Here is a 16258-nt window from a genome sequence, read left to right on the forward strand (position 1 = left end):
GTTCGGGGGAGGGCGGGTTATGCTGACCAACGATACCGCGACGCCATGCAGTGGCCTCGCCTCTTTCATCGCGCCGCCCTCGGCGTACCCCTCTTTGTTCAAAGGAATCGCGCTGTGTGGGTGGTTTGTCTGTGTGCGGATTGGTGCAGTGCCTGCCGGGACTGGCGCCCGGTGATGGAGGCGCTGGCGGCGCGGCATCCACAGGTGCAATGGCGCTGGCTGGACATCGAGGACGAGGCCGAGCTGATGGACGCGGTGGGGCTGGACATCGAGACCTTCCCGACCGTGCTGCTGGGCCGCGAGGACCAGGCGCTGTACCTCGGCGCGGTCCCGCCGCAGGCGGATTTTCTGGAGCGGCTGGTGACGCGGCTGGGCGCTGAGGGTGCGGCGCCGCCGGAAGTGAGCGCACCGGCGGCTGCGCTGGCGGCGCACGTGTGGCCGCGCTTGCACAGCCCGGAGATGCCGCCGCTTTGACCCACGGCTTTCGCAGGCGGCCCACCGCAACGGGATGGCAGCGTTTCAGGCGGCCGAGGCCGGCAGGCCGAACACCTTGTCGAAGCCGAGGTTGAAGGCGAAGGTGTAGACAAGAAAGAAGAGCGACAGGCCCAGATCGAGCACCAGCGCGTGCCAGAAGCCGATGTCCAGCCACCACGCAAACAGCGGCACGAGCGAGACGATGAAGCCCAGCTCGAAGCCGATGGCGTGCACGGCGCGGCGTTGGAGGCTGCGGCCACGCACGGTCTGGCGCGCTTCCCAGCGCTCGAAGAGGGTGTTGTAGACCAGGTTCCAGACCACCGCGATGATGGAGGTGGCCACTGCGATCACGCTGGCGTGTTGCAGGCTGCTGTCCGAACCGGCGGCGAGGCCGGTGCTGGTGATGGCGACGGCCACCACCTCAAACAGGCTGACGTAAACGATCTTGCGACGGATGCCTTGCAGGTTCATGCCCAAGGTCACGCCTGCACCTGCGCCGCGTAGCCGGCTTCCTGCAACTTGGCCGCGATGTCGTCGGCCGAAATCATGGTGGTGTGGCTGACCCAGGCGGTGTGCTCGGCGAGGTGGACGTCGGCCTGGTTCACACAGGGCAGGTCTTGCAGCTCGAACATGACGGCGTCGGCATCTTCCTGCGTCAACAGGGTGGGAATGTGGAAGGTGGTCTCGGGCATGGGTTTCTTTCAAACTCCTGAAAATATAGAGCTATCTTTATATAAACCAACAGAATATAATCTTGGGCTTGAGCGAGGTTCGCTGGCATTGTCCATCCGGGTCCTCAAGGCCGGTTGCCTAGGCGACGCCAGGCCCGTCTCAGTGCGGTGTTCTGCCCCAGGGCGACCACCGCACACCGTTCCTGCGGTGTCCCACAGACGCCGCTTTCCCTTGCGCCACGGGCCTCGCCCGAGCTCGGCGCACTCTCTCTGAAAGGCTCATCATGAGCAGCAAACTGTACGTGGGCAACCTGCCCTACACCGCCGACGACGCTTCATTGCGCACCAATTTTGCCGAGTACGGCGAAGTGACCTCCGCCAAGGTCATGATGGACCGTGACACCGGTCGCTCCAAAGGCTTTGCCTTCGTGGAAATGGGCAACGCCGAGCAGGCCGAAGCCGCCATCCAGGGTCTGAACGGCATGTCCGTCGGCGGCCGCTCGATCGTGGTCAACATCTCGCGCCCGAAAGAGCCGAGCACCGGCGGCTACGGCGGCGGTGACCGTGGTGGACGCCGCGCTTACTGAGCGCTGTTCGCTTCAGCAAAAAACCGGCCTCTTGGCCGGTTTTTTTTCGTCCGCTGTGGGCCTGCGGGTCAGGCTGGGGTGAGGCCGAGAAAGCTGTCGAGGATGTGGAAGTGGTCGTCGTGGAAGCGGTCTTCGAGCGCCGCGAGTTCGGCGATGGGCACCCAGGCAGCGGACAGCGCGTCGTCGCTGCCGCTCACCTCGGGCAGGCGGCGCGCGCCCAGATCGAAGTGGTGGGCGTGGGTGATGACGCGGCCGCGCTGGCTGCGGTCCGGGTGGTCGAACACGCGCACGCCCTTGAGTGCGTGCGCGATGTCACCGGGCAGCAGGCGCAGGCCGGTTTCTTCCTGCAGCTCGCGCAGGGCCGACTGGTAGACCGTCTCGCGCTGCTCCAGAAAGCCGCCGGGCAGCGCGTACAGGCCCTTGCCGGGCGCACGGCCACGCACGATGAGCAGCACGTGGCCGGCGCACTCGATCAGCGCGTCCACCGTGACGAACACGGGCGGGTAGGGTGCGCTGGCCCAGAGCGCGTGCTCGGCGCGCAGGGCGGCCCATTCGCCCGCGAGTTCGCGGTAACAGGGCAGCTGCGCCCAGGCGCGCAGGAAGTCGGTGGTGGAGGGCGGCACCTGGCTGACCATGGCCGCGAGCGCGGGCTCCAGCGGGTGACCGGCGGCGCCGAAGAAGGCATCGCGCAGGGTGCTGGAGTGCATGGCGCCCTGACTGCCCACGTCGTCGAGCTGCCAGTGGGGGAAATCGCTGAGGTAATCGCTGGTGGCGTCTTTGCGGTGGCCCACGAGCACGGTCTGGCCGGCAGGCACATCGCCCAGCTGCGCCTGCACGCCCGCGAGCACGGCCGCCACCCAGCGCTGGCCATCGAAGTAATCGCGCACGGGCACGAAGCCCACGCGCGCGGCCTCGTCCTCCGACAGGGCCAGGCGGATCATCTCGACGCGCTCTTGCCAGGTGAACGGGTTCTTGGGCGTGCGCGCCTGGAACGCGGAGCCGATGAAGATGACCACGCGCGGTGCGAGCAGCAAGGCGCGGCGGATGACCGCGAGCTGGCCGAGGTGCAAGCCCTGGAAGCGGCCGATGCAGACGGCGGCGGTGAATTTGTGTGTTGTGGCGTTCATGGTGTTCAGAAGTGTTGGGCGGCGATGGGCATCTGCCTTCCCGAACCAAAGGCGCGGGCGCGCACGCGGACGATGGGTGGAGCCTGGCGGCGTTTGTACTCGCTGCGCGCGACCATGCGGCGGATGCGGTCCACCAGCGCGCCGCCATCCGGATGCCGCACGAGTTGCGCCACAAAGGCCTCGACCTGTTCGCGTTCGTCGCGGGCCAGGCCGTGGCCTTCGATCAGGTGCTTGAGCACCTCGTCCAGCACCTCGTAGGGCGGCAGGTTGTCGGTGTCCTTCTGGTCGGGCGCGAGCTCGGCCGAGGGCGGCTTGTCGATGATGGCGCGCGGGATGACTTCGGTGCCTGCGGTCTCGTTCAGGTGGCGCGCGAGTGCGAACACCTCGGTCTTGTAGAGGTCGCCGATGAGGCCGAGGCCGCCGTTGGTGTCGCCATACAGCGTGCAGTAGCCGACCGACATCTCCGACTTGTTGCCAGTGGTCAGCAGCAAGTGGCCCCAGGTGTTGGAATATTCCATGAGGATGGTGCCGCGGATGCGGGCCTGCAGGTTCTCCAGCGACAGGCCTTGCAGCGGCGCGCCGAAGGCGGCCTCGAACCCGGCGCTGTAGCCCTTCACCAGATCGGCAATCGGGTGGCGAAACAGGCGCACACCAAGGCCATCGCACAGGCGCTGAGAGTCGTCCACCGAGCCGGCCGAGGAATACACCGAGGGCATGGTGATGGCGGTGACTCGCTCAGGGCCGAAGGCCTCGGCAGCGAGCGCGAGGGTGATGGCCGAGTCGATGCCGCCGGAGGAGCCGACCACCGCCTGCGTGAAGCCGCAGCGGCGCGCGTAGTCGCGCAGACCAAGCACGATCTGCTGGCGGTAGAAAGCCATGGTGGGCAGACCATCGCTGGGCACGGCGGGCAGGGGCTCGCCGTTGGCGGCCTTGAAGCCGTGGCCGTCAATCAACAGGGTGGTCACGTCTTCTTCAAAGCGGCGCGCTTCAAACACCACGCCCGTCTGGGGCTCGACGGCGAAGGAGGCGCCGTCGTAGACCAGTTGGTCATGGCCACCGACCTGGTTCACATACAGGATGGGCAGGTGGTTGCGCTGGCTGGCGGCGGCGAAGATCTGGTGGCGCTGCTCGCGCTTGCCGATGTTCGATGGGCTGGCGTTGATGGAAATCACCACGTCGGGCGCGGCGTCGCGCAAGCGGTCGAACGGGTTGACGGCGTAGGCGCTGCCGTCGTCGTTCCAACCGTCTTCGCAAATCAGAAACCCCACCTGTGCGCTGCCGATGCGCAGCACCTTGGCCACGTCGGGGCCCGGCTCGAAGTGGCGGCGCTCGTTGAAGATGTTGTAGCTGGGCAGCAGTTGCTTGGCGTATTCGAGCAGCACCTCGCCACCGCGCAGCACGCGCAAGACGTTGCGCAGCGGCCGGCCTGGCCCGCTGTGCGCCACCGGCAGGCCCACCACCCAGTGCAGCGCGGGCATCTGGCGCGAGGCCTGGAGCAGGGCCGCGAAGCCCGCCGCCACACGGGCCATGAAGTGGGGTTCGTCGAGCAGGTCGCCGGGGTAGTAGCCGGTGAGCGAGAGTTCTGAGAAGACGACGAGGTCGGCGCTGTCGTCGCGGGCGCGTTGCGCGGCTTCGATCATCTTGCGCACGTTGCCGTCCATGTCGCCGATGGTGACGTTGAGCTGGGCGAGGGTGATCTTGATCATGTGGCCTCCTGGAGGGTGGGCACCTTGAACACCTGGCGCAGGTAGGCGAGAAAGGTCTGGTCGTCGCACAGGGTCTTGCCGGGCGAGTCGGAGAGCTTGGCCACCGGCTGGCCGTTGGCGCTGGTGAGTTTCATGACGATGTTGATTGGCACCAGGCCCACATCTTTCGTCAGGTGGGTGCCGATGCCGAAGCCCAGCTGCGTGCGGTTGCCCAGCGCGTGGTAGAGCGCGAGCGCGCTGTCGATGGTGAGGCCGTCGGAGAACACGAGGCGCTTGGTGTGCGGGTCGATGCGAAGCTTCTGATAATGCGCGAGCGCCTTGTCGGCCCACACCAACGGGTCGCCCGAGTCGTGGCGCAGACCATCGAAGAGCTTGGCGAAGTAGAGGTCGAAATCGGCGAGGAAGGCGTCCATGCCGACCACGTCGGTGAGCGCGATGCCGAGGTCGCCCCGGTATTCCTGCACCCAGTCTTCGAGCGCGGCCTTCTGGAAGTCGCGCAGGCGCACGCCCAGCGCCTGGTAGGTCTGCAGGTACTCGTGGGCCATGGTGCCGATGGGCACGAGGCCGAGATCGCGCGCCAGCAAGACGTTGGACGTGCCCTTGAAGAACTGCGGTGCTTCGGTCTGGAACGCGGCCACGACCTCGCGTTGCCAGCTGCGCGAGAAGCGGCGGCGCACGCCGAAGTCGAACAGCTCGAAGGGGTGGCGCATGGGCGCTTCGTTGCCCAGGGCGCGCAGTTGGTCGAGCTTGACCTGCAAGCGCAGGCGCCCTTCGGCTTCGGCGACGGCGCGGTCGAAGCGGCGGAAGTAAAGCTCGTTGACGATGGCGAGCACGAAGATCTCGAACGCCATCACGTGCACCTGCGGGCCGCGCGCGACGATGCGCAGAGCGTCGCCTTCGGCACGCGCTTCAATGAAGTTGCGCTGGAACCGGAAGATGCGCAGGAAGTCGACGAAGTCGCTCTTGATGTAGCGCAGGCCGCCGATGTAGGCCAGCTCGTCTTCGCGGAAACTGAGCGCACACAAGGCGTCGAGCTCGGCGTTCACCTGCGACAGCAGCTCGGCCAGCGGGTAGGCGGGCGTGTTGCGGCAGACGAAGCTGTACTCGGCCTGCGTCTGTGGAAAGCGGTGCAGCATGGTCTGCCACATCGTGAACTTGTAGAGGTCGGTGTCCAGCAGGCTGGTGATGACGGGTTCCATGGGGGCTCCTGATGCGGTTCCTCTCAGGCGTTGGCCTGAAGAAGGGGAAGGACTTCGGCGCAGGTGGCCAGGCGGGCGCCCTGGCGCTGCATGTCGCTCAGGAAGGCCTGGGCCTGCGCTTCGAAGCCTGCCACCGGGCTCATGGCGTCGCTGACCAGCAGCAGCTTGTTCAGCTGGCGCGAGGGCAGGTATTGCGCGATGTGCTCGGTGGTGGCTTTGACGCAGTGGCTGCTGGCTTCGCCCGCGATGACGATGAGATCGGCCTCGTCCAGCTGCGCGATGAGATCGCGGTTGAGCTGCGTGTCGAGATCGGCGGCGTCGGGCACCTCGGCCTGCATGGCGCTGTAGTGCTCGGTCCAGGGGTTGCTTCCCTTGCTGACCTTTTGCACCACGCCCAGGCGCTGGTCTTCCCAGCGGTTGTAGGCGGCCTTCACGGCGGGGTGCACGTTGTGGCCCCAGCTGCCGATCTCGCAGTGCACCGGCCACACCATGAGCGTGTAGCGCCCGGCCTGCTCCAGCGCGTCGAGGTAGGCGAGCGTGCGGGGCAGGGCGGCGGGGTCGCGCGGTGCATAGCTGCCGGCGCGCACCTGCGCGGCGGTGATGGCGGTGAAAGGGCTCACCGCTTCGCCCGCACCGGTCTGCCAAAAGGTGGGGTGGGCGATGTCGTAACGCTGGTGCGAGTCGAGCGTGACGACGATGCTGGAGAGGCCGGCGCCGCCCGCGTCGATCAGCGCGGCCAAGCGGAGCATGTCGGCGTGTGCACCGCTGACCGGGAGCGCGGGTGCGGCGACGGCGTTGCGCACCGGGTCGAAACCGCGCCAGTCTTCAGGCAGGTCGCAGAAGTCGTTTTGCGGGTCGATGATCAACAAGGCAATCTGGCGGTTCATGGGGTCCTCCGGGGGTCGATGGTAGGGGATAGGGTTGGGTGAATTCGCGACGTGACTTATGAGTTGTACTGTGCAACTTTCATGGGTTGTATAGTACAACTCAGTCAAACGGTGTCAACACATGTCTGTTTCTCGTGTGGTTTTCAAGGCAACGGATTTCGAGCGGCCGCTGGTCACGGTGGACGTGGTCATCTTCACGGTGATGGCCGATCAGCTGTGTGTGCTGCTGGTGCGCCGTCCCGAGGGCGTTGACGAGCCCTTCCCGGCACGCTGGGCCTTGCCCGGCGGCTTTGTGGACGTGGACCGCGATGCCTCGCTGCTGGCCTGCGCCGAACGCAAGCTGCGCGACAAGACCGGCGTGGCCGCGCCTTACCTGGAGCAGCTGGGCAGCTGGGGCGACGCGCGGCGCGACCCGCGCGGCTGGTCCACCACCCACGCGTACTTCGCGCTGATCCCGCAACCCGAGGCGGTCGAAGGCAACGCCACCACCAGCACCGAGTGGGTGCCCTGCGACCAGGCCGCGCGCCGGCGCCTGGCCTTTGACCACAACACCATCCTGAGCACTGCCATCGAGCGCCTACGCAGCAAGGTGGAATACACCTCACTGCCCGCCTTCCTGTTGCCAGAGCCCTTCACGCTGCCACAGCTGCAGCGGGTGTACGAGGTGGTGCTGGGCCGAGCGCTGGACAAGAGCGCCTTTCGCAAGCGCATGTTGGACGCTGTCTATCTCGAAGAAGCCGGCATGGTGACCGGCGACCACGGCCGCCCAGCCATGGGCTACCGCCTGCGTGAGCGCGGCCAGGCCACGGTGTTTCCGCGCACGTTCAAGTCGGGGGAGTGAGTTAGGCGCGGACTGCCCGGTCCAGCGCCTGGTCGATGTCCCACAAGATGTCGTCGATGTGCTCCAGTCCCACCGAGATGCGCACCATGTCGGGCGGCACGCCGGCCGCGAGCTGCTGGGCCGCGTCGAGCTGGCGGTGGGTGGTGCTGGCGGGGTGGCTGATGAGGGTGCGGGTGTCGCCGATGTTGACGAGGTGGCTCATGAACTGCGCGCTTTCGATGAACTTCACGCCCTGCTCCATGCCGCCCTTCACTCCGAACGCCAGCAGGCCCGAGGCGGCGCGTATCTGCTTTTTCATGAGCGCGTGTTGCGGGTGGTCGGGCAGGCCAGGGTAGTTGACCCAGCCCACGCGCGGGTCGTCCTTCAGGTACTGCGCGACCGCCAGCGCATTTGCGCAGTGCCGCTCCATGCGCAGCGGCAGCGTCTCCACGCCCTGCAATATCTGCCAGGCGCTGGTGGGCGAGAGCGCGGCGCCGAAGACGCGCAGGCCTTCCATGCGGCAGCGCATGGTGAAACCGAAGTTGCCGAAGGTCTCGTAGAACCGGACCCCGTGGTAACCGGGCGAGGGCTCGGTCATGCCGGGGAACTTGCCGTTGTCCCACGGGAAGGTGCCGCCCTCGACCACCACACCGCCCAGCGTGGTGCCGTGGCCGGCGAGGTACTTGGTGGCGCTGTGCACCACGATGTCGGCGCCGTGTTTCAGCGGGTTGCAGAGGAAGGGGCTGGGCACCGTGTTGTCCACGATCAGCGGCAAGCCGTGTGCGTGCGCCACGTCGGCCACGGCCGCAATGTCGAGCACGACCATGCTGGGGTTGCCCAGCGTTTCGGCGAACACGGCGCGCGTGTTGGGGCGAATGGCGGCGGCGAAAGCGTCAGGGTTCGTCGCGTCGACGAAGCTGGTCTCGATACCGAACTTCTTGAGATTCACCGCGAGCATGGTCACGCTGCCGCCGTAGAGCGCGCCGGCCGCGACCACGTGGTCACCGGCCTGCAACAGCGTGGTGAGCGCGAGCGCTTCGGCCGCCATGCCGCTGGCCGTGGCGACTGCTGCGCGGCCGCCCTCCAGCGCGGCCACGCGTTCTTCGAGCGCCGCGACCGTGGGGTTGGAGAGGCGCGAGTAGACGTTGCCGAAGGTCTGCAGGTTGAACAGGCTGGCGGCGTGTTCGGCGCTGTCGAAGACGAAGCTGGTGGTCTGGTAGATCGGCAGGGCACGCGCGCCGGTGGCGGCGTCGGGGATCTGGCCGGCGTGGATGGCCAGGGTTTCGAGTTGGAAGCTGCGGTCGACCATCAGACGGGCCTCCGCGCAGAGATGACCTGGGTGTTCACGCCCGCCCAGTTCAGCCCGCCGAACAGGCGCGCATGTTCGATCTTCACGCAGCGGTCCCAGATCGATTCCATACCCGCCTCGGTGGCGATGCGGTCGGCTTCTTCGCTCCTCAGGCCGAGCTGCTGCCACAGCGTCTTGGCGCCGATGGCAGCGGCGCTTTTCGCGATGGCGGGAATCTCATCGACCTTGCGGAACACGTCGACCATGTCCACGGGGAACGGGATGTCTTCAAGCCGCGCATAGCTCTTCTCGCCCAGGATCTCCGGGTAGCGCGGGTTCACCGGCACGATGCGGTAGCCGTGCTCCTGCATGTACTTGGCGGCGAAGAAGCTCGGGCGGTGCCATTCGGCCGAGAGGCCGACCACCGCAATGGTGCGGTCGCGCGCAAGGATGCGGCGCAGGGTGGGGATGTCGTCTTGCATGGTGCCCACACAATAACGACATGGCGACCGAACGCAAGGCCCTGCCTGTCATTCACAAGACCCGCTGCACCGGCTGCGGCTGGTGCGTGGCGGTGTGCCCGCCGCATGTGCTGTCTCTCGAAGTAGAGAACTGGAAGAAGTTTTCTCAGTTGCACGACGAGGCAGGCTGCACGGGCTGCGCGAAGTGCGCGATGAAATGCCCGTTTGATGCGATCACGATGGTTCGATTGGCCGGAGGTCCCCCAGACGAGGGATGAAGCTCCCTCCGGAGCGTCCTACAGTGGGCGTCCGGCTTCCTGCGGGAAGCGTTTCACCTCGGAGGTTCCATGGACATCACCGACATGATCCGCGCCGTCCAGGGCGCGCTGGGCATTGAAGCCGACGGCCGCGCCGGACCACAGACCTGGGGCGCCATCTACGCAGCTTTGGTCAAGCCGACGATCAACCGCAAGCCTCCCGAGCAGGCCATTTCCGCGGTGGACCCACGCAGCGAGGCCACGATCGCCACCCTGCTGCCGGAGGCCCGGCCTATGGCCCGCGCGCTGGTGCAGAAGGCCGCCGCCAGCGGCATCCAGATCAAGGTCATCAGCGGCACCCGCTCGTTCGCCGAACAGGACGCGCTGTTTGCAAAAGGGCGTACCACCCCTGGTCCCAAGGTCACCAACGCGCGCGGCGGATTCTCCAACCACAACTTCGGCATTGCCTTCGACATCGGCGTCTTCAGCGGCAACAAGTACCTACCGGAATCGCCCAAGTACAAGGCGGTCGGCGTGCTGGGCATGGAGCTGGGACTGGAATGGGGCGGCAACTGGACCACCATCGTCGACCAGCCCCATTTCCAGCTGCGCCCGGCTTGGGCGCAGGACCTCTCTGAGCGCGAGATGCTGGCGAGCTTTCGCGAGCGGCTCACCAGCGGGCAACCGGTGTTCGCCTGAGCGTCACCGGCTGCCCGCTCAGGCCGGCATCGGCACGATCAGGGCCGGCCCCGACTGCTGGCCCGTCTGGCCCGGCACCGGCTGCCCCAGGTTGTTGTAGCCGGTCACCGAGAAGCTGTAGGTGAACGGTCCGCTGCCCGCGGACGGGGGCTGTACCAGTACCACGGTCTTCTCTTCCAGCTGGCTGGGTGTGAACAGGACGCTGGCAAAGTCCGGTTCGTCGCCCGGCCCCCGCAGATCCACCTTCAGGGCGATCAGCGCGCCCAGCGTGGCCTGGGGCAGGCGCACCCGGACACGCTGCGTGACGCCCACGCCGTCCATGATCACCGCAACATTGCCGTCGGCCGCCACCTGGCCCGACTCGAACACCGAGCCGTCGCCGCGCACCACCGTGGTCTCGTAGGTGAACGGCGGGGGCTCGGGCGTGAGTGTGGGAATGCGCAGCGAGCGGCGGTCCAGGCGGGTCTCGTCGTAGATCTCCTGGAACTCGCGCCGGTAGCCGGAGGCCGCCTCGTGGTAGCGGATGTCGACCACCGCCTCCATCAGGTTGCTCTGGTCCAACAGGGGGATGAGCCGGATGTTGAGCTCACCCTCGAACGGCTCGTTGATGATCACCGCCGGGTCCGCGGTGGTGATCCAGTCTTCCTGCACGCGCAGGTTGCCCGACTTGAGGAAGTAGCGCGCCCGGTGGCGGAAGCTGCGGGTGGCGTTGTTGGCCAGCCGCAGCCGCCAGTGCTTGGTGGCTTCGCCAGGTTTGAGCAGCAGGGTCTTCTCGACGTGAAAGGCGTTCGAAGGATCGTCGTAGACCAGCTCGACCTCCACCTGCGTGATTTCGCCGCTGTCCATGTCCCCCAGGGACACCTCCACATCCATCAGTTCCACGTGATCGAGCGGTGCGATCACCAGTTGGCGCGTGCGCTCCACCACCCACCCGGTAGAGACCTGCGTGTTGGCCGCGGTCCAGTCGCTGCTGGGCGTGAAGGTGATGTCCAGCTTGTAGCGGTAGCTCAGGTCGCGCCGGTCATTGAGGAAGGTGGTGAAGGTGCGCGGATCGGTCTTGCCGGGTACAAACAGGAAACCGTCGACGTGCTGGGCATCCACGTTGGGCGCTCGCTCGCCGGGGTATTCCAGGTTGACCGCCACGCTGGCGATGCCCGCCTGCGCAAGGTCGGTGCCCATCGACACCGTGGCGATCAGCCGCTGGAAGAAGCTGTCGTCCAGGCTCACGCTGCGGATGCGGTCGGCCAGGTTGAAGCCGGCCACCACGGTGCCGAACATGCCTTGCGGCGCGGCCGTTCGAGCCTCGGCCGACTGCATCGAATAGTCGAAGGTGCGCACCTGAAGTTCGTCCTGGTGCACGAACTTGAGCGAGAACGCGACCTGGAACGGCGAGATCGAGCTGTTGCCCGCCGGCCCGGCCGCGCCCCCGCTGCCTGTGTTGGCGGCGGCCGCGCTGCGGTTGACGCTGCTGGTGGACGGCACGCCTTCGGAGGGGCCCCGGACCGCCGGCGCGGTGGTCGGTGTGGCGGTGGACGGCGCCCCCATCGGCGGCGCCAGGGCCGTGCCGGTCTGCGGCCCCGACAGGCCACCGAACAGCGACTGCAACTGGCTCAGCATGCCCAGGTTGCCGGACTGCCGCGTCATGAAGCTCGGTGGCTCCAGCGCGGACTCGAAGAAGTCCTCCAGCAGCTTGGTCTGGAACCACTGCCAGGCGTCGTCGGCCTTCTTGCGCAGGTCTTCGTCGTCGGTGAAGTTCATCACCTCGATCTGCACCGAACCGTTGTCGCGCAGCTTCTGGAAGGCCACGCCGATGTCGGCCGCCAGGCTGACCATGCCCACCGAGCCGCGGGCGCCGAGCTCGGCCTCCATGGTTTCGTAGATCCGCTTGTATTCAGCGCGGATCTTGATGCGGAACGAGGGGCGCAGGCCCAGGAATTCCAGGTCGTAGATCACCCCCACCGGGCTGATGCCGGTGCGCAGGCCGGCCTCCATCAAGGTGGCGGCCTCGCGGTCGAGCATCATCGCGAAGGTGGCACGGTTGAACCCAAACAGCGAGGGCTGCGTGGCGCCGTACACCTCCTCGTAGAGCTTGAGGCCGCGCGCCGCGGTGGCGGGCGGCGCGGGAGCGCCCTCGGGCGGGTCTTCTGCGGCGTCCTTGACGACCGACAGCCGCACGCGGCCCTTGCGGAACTGGATCGGCACCAGCTTGACGTCGCCGTCGGCAAAGCGGCCGAGCTCGCCTTTGATGCTGCTGAGCGTGCGGTCGTCGACCCCGAGGTCGACGGTGAAGGCCATGAAGCCGCCACCCAGCGACTGACCACCCGCGTCGGGATCGAAGTCGGGGTTATCGGTGATGTCGCGCCGGTACTTGAGGAACAGGAACTCGGGCACGCCTTCGTTGAGGGCGAGCCGCGGCCGCTCGGGCACGTAGTAGAAGAGGTTGGTGTCTTCGTGATCGCGGTAGATCATCAGGCCACGGATGGGGCCGATCGGTGCGTCCAGGTACAGCATGTCAGGCTCCTCGATGTTCAGGCAGGATGGTGGAACCAGCGGATCCAGGACCCCAGGTCGTTGTCACCCATGGACTCCAGGGTCTGGGCCGGGTCCTCGTAACGGCGGGGCGGTGCCGTGGCGCCGCCGTTGGGCGCGGCGCCTGCGGGGGGCGTGCTGCCGGCGTACTGCGGGTTCTTGAAGAACACCCGCCCGGACTCCCCACGCAGGGCCACGACGGCGTGCAGGCCGGTGTGGGCCGCATCTGTGTGCGGCGCACCCCAGTGCACCACCAGCAGCATCGGGTCGCGCGCCTGCTGGATGCGCTGCACGAAGTCGTTGCGCAGGGCATCGGTCGGCTGCGGGGCCTGCTGCGTCGAATGGGCGCGCCCCAGCAGCCCGCTGAGGGCCTGCTGCAGCTGGGCAGCGGTCACCCCGCGCCGCATGGTCTCCTGAAAGACCGTGTTCACTCCGTTGGGCGCGTCCGGCGGGGCCGACGGGTCGTAGTCGGGCCAGGCGCTGCCGCGCGCGTAGCGCAGCAGGGCGGATTGGAAGCCCAGCTCGGCGTTGGTCCGCACATAGAAAGGCATCGAACTGGCGCCTGCGTAGCGGGCCACCTGGTACACCCCGGGCGGCACCTCGATCAGGTCGCCATTGGCCAGCGTGGCCTTGGCCTCGCGACCCAGCAGGCCACGCAGCAGACGCACATATTCGGACGCATTGGTGTTGATCAGCAGCGTCTGCACGCTGGTGGGTCCGCAGGTGCTGGCCGTACCCTGGTTGGTCTGGCCGTTGGGGTCCATGATTTCGGTCAGCGCGTCGTCTACCAGCTGCTCGGCGGCGGTGACGCCAGCGATGTCGGGATGCGGATCGATCTGGAGCAGCCCCAGCAGATGGTCCACCAGCAGCTCATGGTCCTTCAGATCCGGCTGTTTGAGGATGGACATCTCCAGGTTGGCGGCGTTGCGAAAACGCGTGTCGAGCAGGGTCGGCATCTTCTGGCGCGCGCTGGGACCGGCAAACAGCCACAGCATCAGGATCTTGCCGCGGGTGGCGGTTTCAATCTCGCTGGAGAAGAAGCGGTGGCTGAAGACCGCCGCCAGCGACTGGCGATCGGGGGAATCCGCCGGCAGGTTGTTCCACAGCCACTGCAGGAAGGCACCCCAGGGAACCGGCATCGCGTCGACCGCCGCCTGGTCCGGCGCCACCTGGGAGGCGGCCGACAGGTTGGTCTGGATGATGGCCAGCCGCTGCGCCAGCGGGTCGTTCTGGAAGCTGGCGTCCGGCGGCCAGATCAGCACCGAGGCCGCACCGGTGGGGTTCAGGCGCACGCGGTAGTAGATGTTGGGCGACATGGTGGACTGGTTAACCCGCGCCTTGCGCAGCTCCTCGCGGTAACCGTCCCACAGGGTCTGCGGCATCTGCCAGCGCCCCCGGTTGCCGGTGAGCCGGATCACCTGCACCGGCAGCTGAATCTGCTGGTTGCCGCCCGCGGCTTTGGTGATCGTGACATCCAGTGGCTGGCCGGTGTTGTAGTAGCGCAGTGGCACATAGCCGGTGCTGGGCGCCAGCATGGCCTGCGGGTCCCAGGCCAGCTCAATCACCGCCTCGCCGTTCTCGTTGGCACTGATCTCGAAGGTTGGCGGCGTGTCGGCCTCGGTCCAGTTGTAGAGCATGGTGCGGATGCGCACCCAGTTGCGGTTGGCAAAGGCCGGGTAGTTGTAGGCCACGGCCGCTTCGATGTCGAGCTTGCCGTGGCCCCATGTGTTGTTCGGGACCGCGCTGCCCGTGCCAGTCTGCGCATCCTTGCGGGCGGTGGCCTGGAGTCCCAGCCGAATCTGCTCCTGGCGCAAGGTCGGGTTCTTCTCCAGGATCAGGGCCACGGTGCCCGTGACCATGGGTGCTGCCATGCTGGTGCCCTGCAGCGGGTGGTAGGTGCCACTGGCATCGACGACAGCGGGTAGTGGCAACGGCCGGGCACTGCTCAGGGCGGACATGAGGAACTCGCCCGGCGCCGCGATGTCGGGCTTGATGCGACCGTCCCGGGTGGGCCCCCGCGCCGAGAACACGGAAATCTGGCCTTTCGTGGCGCCCGCATCCGCGCCCGTGGACAGCTTGGTGCGGTAGCTGCCCACCGCAATGGCCTCGCGGGCACAGGCCGGGATGCCGACCGTCTTGCTGACCGAGTCGGGGCTGGCGGTCCAGCGCGGGATCGGATCGGCCTGACCCGTGACCGGGTTGGTGAAAAGGATGCGCTCGATCCAGGCGTCGTACGTCACCGGCGAGGTGCCCGCATCGGTCAGCGACACACTCCACGCGCCAGGGGCAATGTTGGCGGCCGTCCCGCGCTGGATCTCGATGAAGATCCGGTTGTCATGGTTCTGCGGGTCGTTCAGGCGCGAGTCGATCACGATCCGGTTGCCCCCCGGCAGCACGTGGTTCTGCAGCGCGGGGCCGGCGACCAGGGTTGCCGGCGGCGCCAGCACCGGGGTGCTCTGGCCGGCCGGGTTGGTGACGCTCACCGAGAGGCGCCCGGAGCCCGCATACCAGACGTCGATACCATCGCGCTCGCGGTCACTCGGGGGGATGTTGAAAGGCAGCACCATCGCGCCCGGGCCGGGGACTTCGCCGCCGGTGTAGATCTGGTCGTTGGCATCGTTGCCCGCCGAGACGACGTAGGCCCGGCCGGGAAAACCCAGTTCCTGGTTGATGGCCCGTTCGAGCAAGGTGGTGCCATCGTGCGCCCCGGCATTCACGCCCTGGCTCAGGTTGATCACACAGGGTCGGTTCATCGCCGCCGCAGTGGCATAGATGTAGCGGATGGCATCGGCCGTCTGCACCGAGTCCCCGAAGTCTCTCCCGAGAAAGATGTTGCTGACCACAATGATGTCGGCCTCGGGTGCCACACCGGCGAAGGTGCCGGGTGTTCGCCCGTTGCCGGCGGCAATGCCGGCAACGTGCGTGCCGTGTGCGCCCGGGTCGGTGTGCCGGACCACGGAAGCAGGGGTCGCACTGGCGAACGCGGCATTGATTTGCGTGTCGGTGTACTCGACCCCGAAGGTATAGCCGGCAGGCGGCGCCTCCCCGGCCTGGGCAGTCAACCCCTGGTCCCAGATGCGCAGGACGCGGGTCGACCCGTCCGTCTTCCGGAAGGCCGCGTGCTGGATGTCGATGCCACTGTCAACGATGCCGACGATCACATTGCGCCCCTTGTAGGGAACGGGCGGGGTCCCGATCCCTGCGCCATGCAGGGCGCCCAGATGAGCGTCGGCGGTCGCCACGTCCAGATGCGCTTGCGCGACGGCGGCACCTTCAATCCGCACCACACCGTCGAGCGCGACCAGCGCATCGAGTGCGGCCAGGGTCACATCCCCGGTCACCACGTCTTCGAACCGGCTCCTCACCGTCAGCCCCGCAGCGACCAGCGGCTCCATGGCCCCGTTGAACTGCACCAGCACACTCAGTTTCCGTTCGGCCGACACCCCGAGCTGGTTGAATGCCGTGCTGCTCAGATGGTTCTCCTGCAGCAGCAGGCGGGTGATGTTCAATCGCGCGTCAAGTTTGCTCATGATGATTTCTCCAAGTGGTTTCG

15 protein-coding genes are annotated in these 16258 nt (G+C 67.2%); 5 read left to right on the forward strand and 10 right to left on the reverse strand.

Annotated elements, in window-relative coordinates; translation table 11 throughout:
• Positions 1-45 precede the first annotated feature (45 nt).
• Positions 46-474: a thioredoxin family protein gene (locus B0E41_RS01810; RefSeq protein ID WP_143433619.1), complete on the forward strand. Its 429-nt coding sequence runs from the start codon at positions 46-48 to the stop codon at positions 472-474.
• 45 nt (positions 475-519) lie between these two features.
• Here the strand turns inward: B0E41_RS01810 and B0E41_RS01815 are convergent, their stop codons facing one another.
• Positions 520-939 carry a PACE efflux transporter gene (locus tag B0E41_RS01815; RefSeq protein ID WP_077328326.1) on the reverse strand — a complete coding sequence of 140 codons (420 nt, stop codon included), beginning with the start codon at positions 937-939 and terminating at the stop codon, positions 520-522.
• A 14-nt stretch (positions 940-953) separates the two neighbouring features.
• Positions 954-1166, reverse strand: coding sequence for a heavy metal-associated domain-containing protein (locus tag B0E41_RS01820; RefSeq protein ID WP_077328202.1), 213 nt, complete (start codon positions 1164-1166; stop codon positions 954-956).
• 263 nt (positions 1167-1429) lie between these two features.
• Between B0E41_RS01820 and B0E41_RS01825 the strand changes: the two genes are divergently transcribed.
• Positions 1430-1732 carry an RNA-binding protein gene (locus tag B0E41_RS01825; protein WP_077328204.1) on the forward strand — a complete coding sequence of 101 codons (303 nt, stop codon included), beginning with the start codon at positions 1430-1432 and terminating at the stop codon, positions 1730-1732.
• 68 nt (positions 1733-1800) lie between these two features.
• Here the strand turns inward: B0E41_RS01825 and B0E41_RS01830 are convergent, their stop codons facing one another.
• The 4 genes from B0E41_RS01830 to B0E41_RS01845 are packed head-to-tail and all read right to left on the reverse strand — an operon-like array spanning position 1801 to position 6651.
• Complete coding sequence (locus B0E41_RS01830) at positions 1801-2859, reverse strand: bifunctional nicotinamide-nucleotide adenylyltransferase/Nudix hydroxylase (protein WP_077328206.1); 1059 nt, start codon at positions 2857-2859, stop codon at positions 1801-1803.
• A 5-nt stretch (positions 2860-2864) separates the two neighbouring features.
• Positions 2865-4565: an NAD+ synthase gene (locus B0E41_RS01835; protein WP_077328208.1), complete on the reverse strand. Its 1701-nt coding sequence runs from the start codon at positions 4563-4565 to the stop codon at positions 2865-2867.
• Positions 4562-5764 (reverse strand): nicotinate phosphoribosyltransferase, encoded by a 1203-nt coding sequence (gene pncB / locus B0E41_RS01840; RefSeq protein WP_077328210.1) that lies wholly within the window; start codon positions 5762-5764, stop codon positions 4562-4564. The genes B0E41_RS01835 and pncB overlap by 4 nt, the downstream gene beginning before the upstream one ends.
• A 23-nt stretch (positions 5765-5787) precedes the next feature.
• A complete protein-coding gene (locus B0E41_RS01845) occupies positions 5788-6651 on the reverse strand; it encodes a cysteine hydrolase (RefSeq protein ID WP_077328212.1) in 864 nt (287 codons plus the stop codon).
• Positions 6652-6772: 121 nt separating this feature from the next.
• Here B0E41_RS01845 and B0E41_RS01850 point away from each other — a divergent pair, with 121 nt between their 5' ends.
• Positions 6773-7492, forward strand: coding sequence for an NUDIX domain-containing protein (locus tag B0E41_RS01850; protein ID WP_077328214.1), 720 nt, complete (start codon positions 6773-6775; stop codon positions 7490-7492).
• Position 7493: 1 nt separating this feature from the next.
• Here the strand turns inward: B0E41_RS01850 and B0E41_RS01855 are convergent, their stop codons facing one another.
• Both B0E41_RS01855 and B0E41_RS01860 read right to left on the reverse strand, forming a co-directional pair.
• A complete protein-coding gene (locus B0E41_RS01855) occupies positions 7494-8780 on the reverse strand; it encodes an O-acetylhomoserine aminocarboxypropyltransferase/cysteine synthase family protein (protein ID WP_077328216.1) in 1287 nt (428 codons plus the stop codon).
• Positions 8780-9241 (reverse strand): CoA-binding protein, encoded by a 462-nt coding sequence (locus tag B0E41_RS01860; protein WP_077328218.1) that lies wholly within the window; start codon positions 9239-9241, stop codon positions 8780-8782. The genes B0E41_RS01855 and B0E41_RS01860 overlap by 1 nt, the downstream gene beginning before the upstream one ends.
• A gap of 20 nt (positions 9242-9261) precedes the next feature.
• On the opposite strand from B0E41_RS01860, the gene B0E41_RS01865 reads away from it, so the two are divergent.
• Together B0E41_RS01865 and B0E41_RS01870 are read left to right on the forward strand one after the other, a co-directional pair.
• Positions 9262-9498 carry a 4Fe-4S binding protein gene (locus tag B0E41_RS01865; RefSeq protein WP_077328220.1) on the forward strand — a complete coding sequence of 79 codons (237 nt, stop codon included), beginning with the start codon at positions 9262-9264 and terminating at the stop codon, positions 9496-9498.
• Positions 9499-9567: 69 nt separating this feature from the next.
• Positions 9568-10176: a M15 family metallopeptidase gene (locus tag B0E41_RS01870; protein WP_077328222.1), complete on the forward strand. Its 609-nt coding sequence runs from the start codon at positions 9568-9570 to the stop codon at positions 10174-10176.
• Between the two features lie 18 nt (positions 10177-10194).
• On the opposite strand, the gene B0E41_RS01875 is transcribed toward B0E41_RS01870, so the two are convergent.
• Both B0E41_RS01875 and B0E41_RS01880 read right to left on the reverse strand, forming a co-directional pair.
• A complete protein-coding gene (locus tag B0E41_RS01875) occupies positions 10195-12687 on the reverse strand; it encodes a hypothetical protein (RefSeq protein ID WP_077328224.1) in 2493 nt (830 codons plus the stop codon).
• A gap of 17 nt (positions 12688-12704) precedes the next feature.
• Positions 12705-16235 (reverse strand): S8 family peptidase, encoded by a 3531-nt coding sequence (locus B0E41_RS01880; RefSeq protein ID WP_077328226.1) that lies wholly within the window; start codon positions 16233-16235, stop codon positions 12705-12707.
• Positions 16236-16258 lie beyond the last annotated feature (23 nt).

Origin of the sequence: Hydrogenophaga sp. A37 (genome assembly GCF_002001205.1) — a bacterium.
Taxonomy (GTDB): Bacteria; Pseudomonadota; Gammaproteobacteria; order Burkholderiales; family Burkholderiaceae_C; genus Hydrogenophaga.

Excerpts from the sequence above, each read along its gene's own strand:
- B0E41_RS01810 (WP_143433619.1), top strand. The coding sequence starts at position 46 with ATGCAGTGGCCTCGCCTCTTTCATCGCGCCGCCCTCGGCGTACCCCTC.
- B0E41_RS01820 (WP_077328202.1), bottom strand. The coding sequence starts at position 1,166 with ATGCCCGAGACCACCTTCCACATTCCCACCCTGTTGACGCAGGAAGAT.
- B0E41_RS01825 (WP_077328204.1), top strand. The coding sequence starts at position 1,430 with ATGAGCAGCAAACTGTACGTGGGCAACCTGCCCTACACCGCCGACGAC.
- B0E41_RS01830 (WP_077328206.1), bottom strand. The coding sequence starts at position 2,859 with ATGAACGCCACAACACACAAATTCACCGCCGCCGTCTGCATCGGCCGC.
- B0E41_RS01835 (WP_077328208.1), bottom strand. The coding sequence starts at position 4,565 with ATGATCAAGATCACCCTCGCCCAGCTCAACGTCACCATCGGCGACATG.
- pncB (WP_077328210.1), bottom strand. The coding sequence starts at position 5,764 with ATGGAACCCGTCATCACCAGCCTGCTGGACACCGACCTCTACAAGTTC.
- B0E41_RS01845 (WP_077328212.1), bottom strand. The coding sequence starts at position 6,651 with ATGAACCGCCAGATTGCCTTGTTGATCATCGACCCGCAAAACGACTTC.
- B0E41_RS01850 (WP_077328214.1), top strand. The coding sequence starts at position 6,773 with ATGTCTGTTTCTCGTGTGGTTTTCAAGGCAACGGATTTCGAGCGGCCG.
- B0E41_RS01855 (WP_077328216.1), bottom strand. The coding sequence starts at position 8,780 with ATGGTCGACCGCAGCTTCCAACTCGAAACCCTGGCCATCCACGCCGGC.
- B0E41_RS01860 (WP_077328218.1), bottom strand. The coding sequence starts at position 9,241 with ATGCAAGACGACATCCCCACCCTGCGCCGCATCCTTGCGCGCGACCGC.
- B0E41_RS01865 (WP_077328220.1), top strand. The coding sequence starts at position 9,262 with ATGGCGACCGAACGCAAGGCCCTGCCTGTCATTCACAAGACCCGCTGC.
- B0E41_RS01870 (WP_077328222.1), top strand. The coding sequence starts at position 9,568 with ATGGACATCACCGACATGATCCGCGCCGTCCAGGGCGCGCTGGGCATT.
- B0E41_RS01875 (WP_077328224.1), bottom strand. The coding sequence starts at position 12,687 with ATGCTGTACCTGGACGCACCGATCGGCCCCATCCGTGGCCTGATGATC.
- B0E41_RS01880 (WP_077328226.1), bottom strand. The coding sequence starts at position 16,235 with ATGAGCAAACTTGACGCGCGATTGAACATCACCCGCCTGCTGCTGCAG.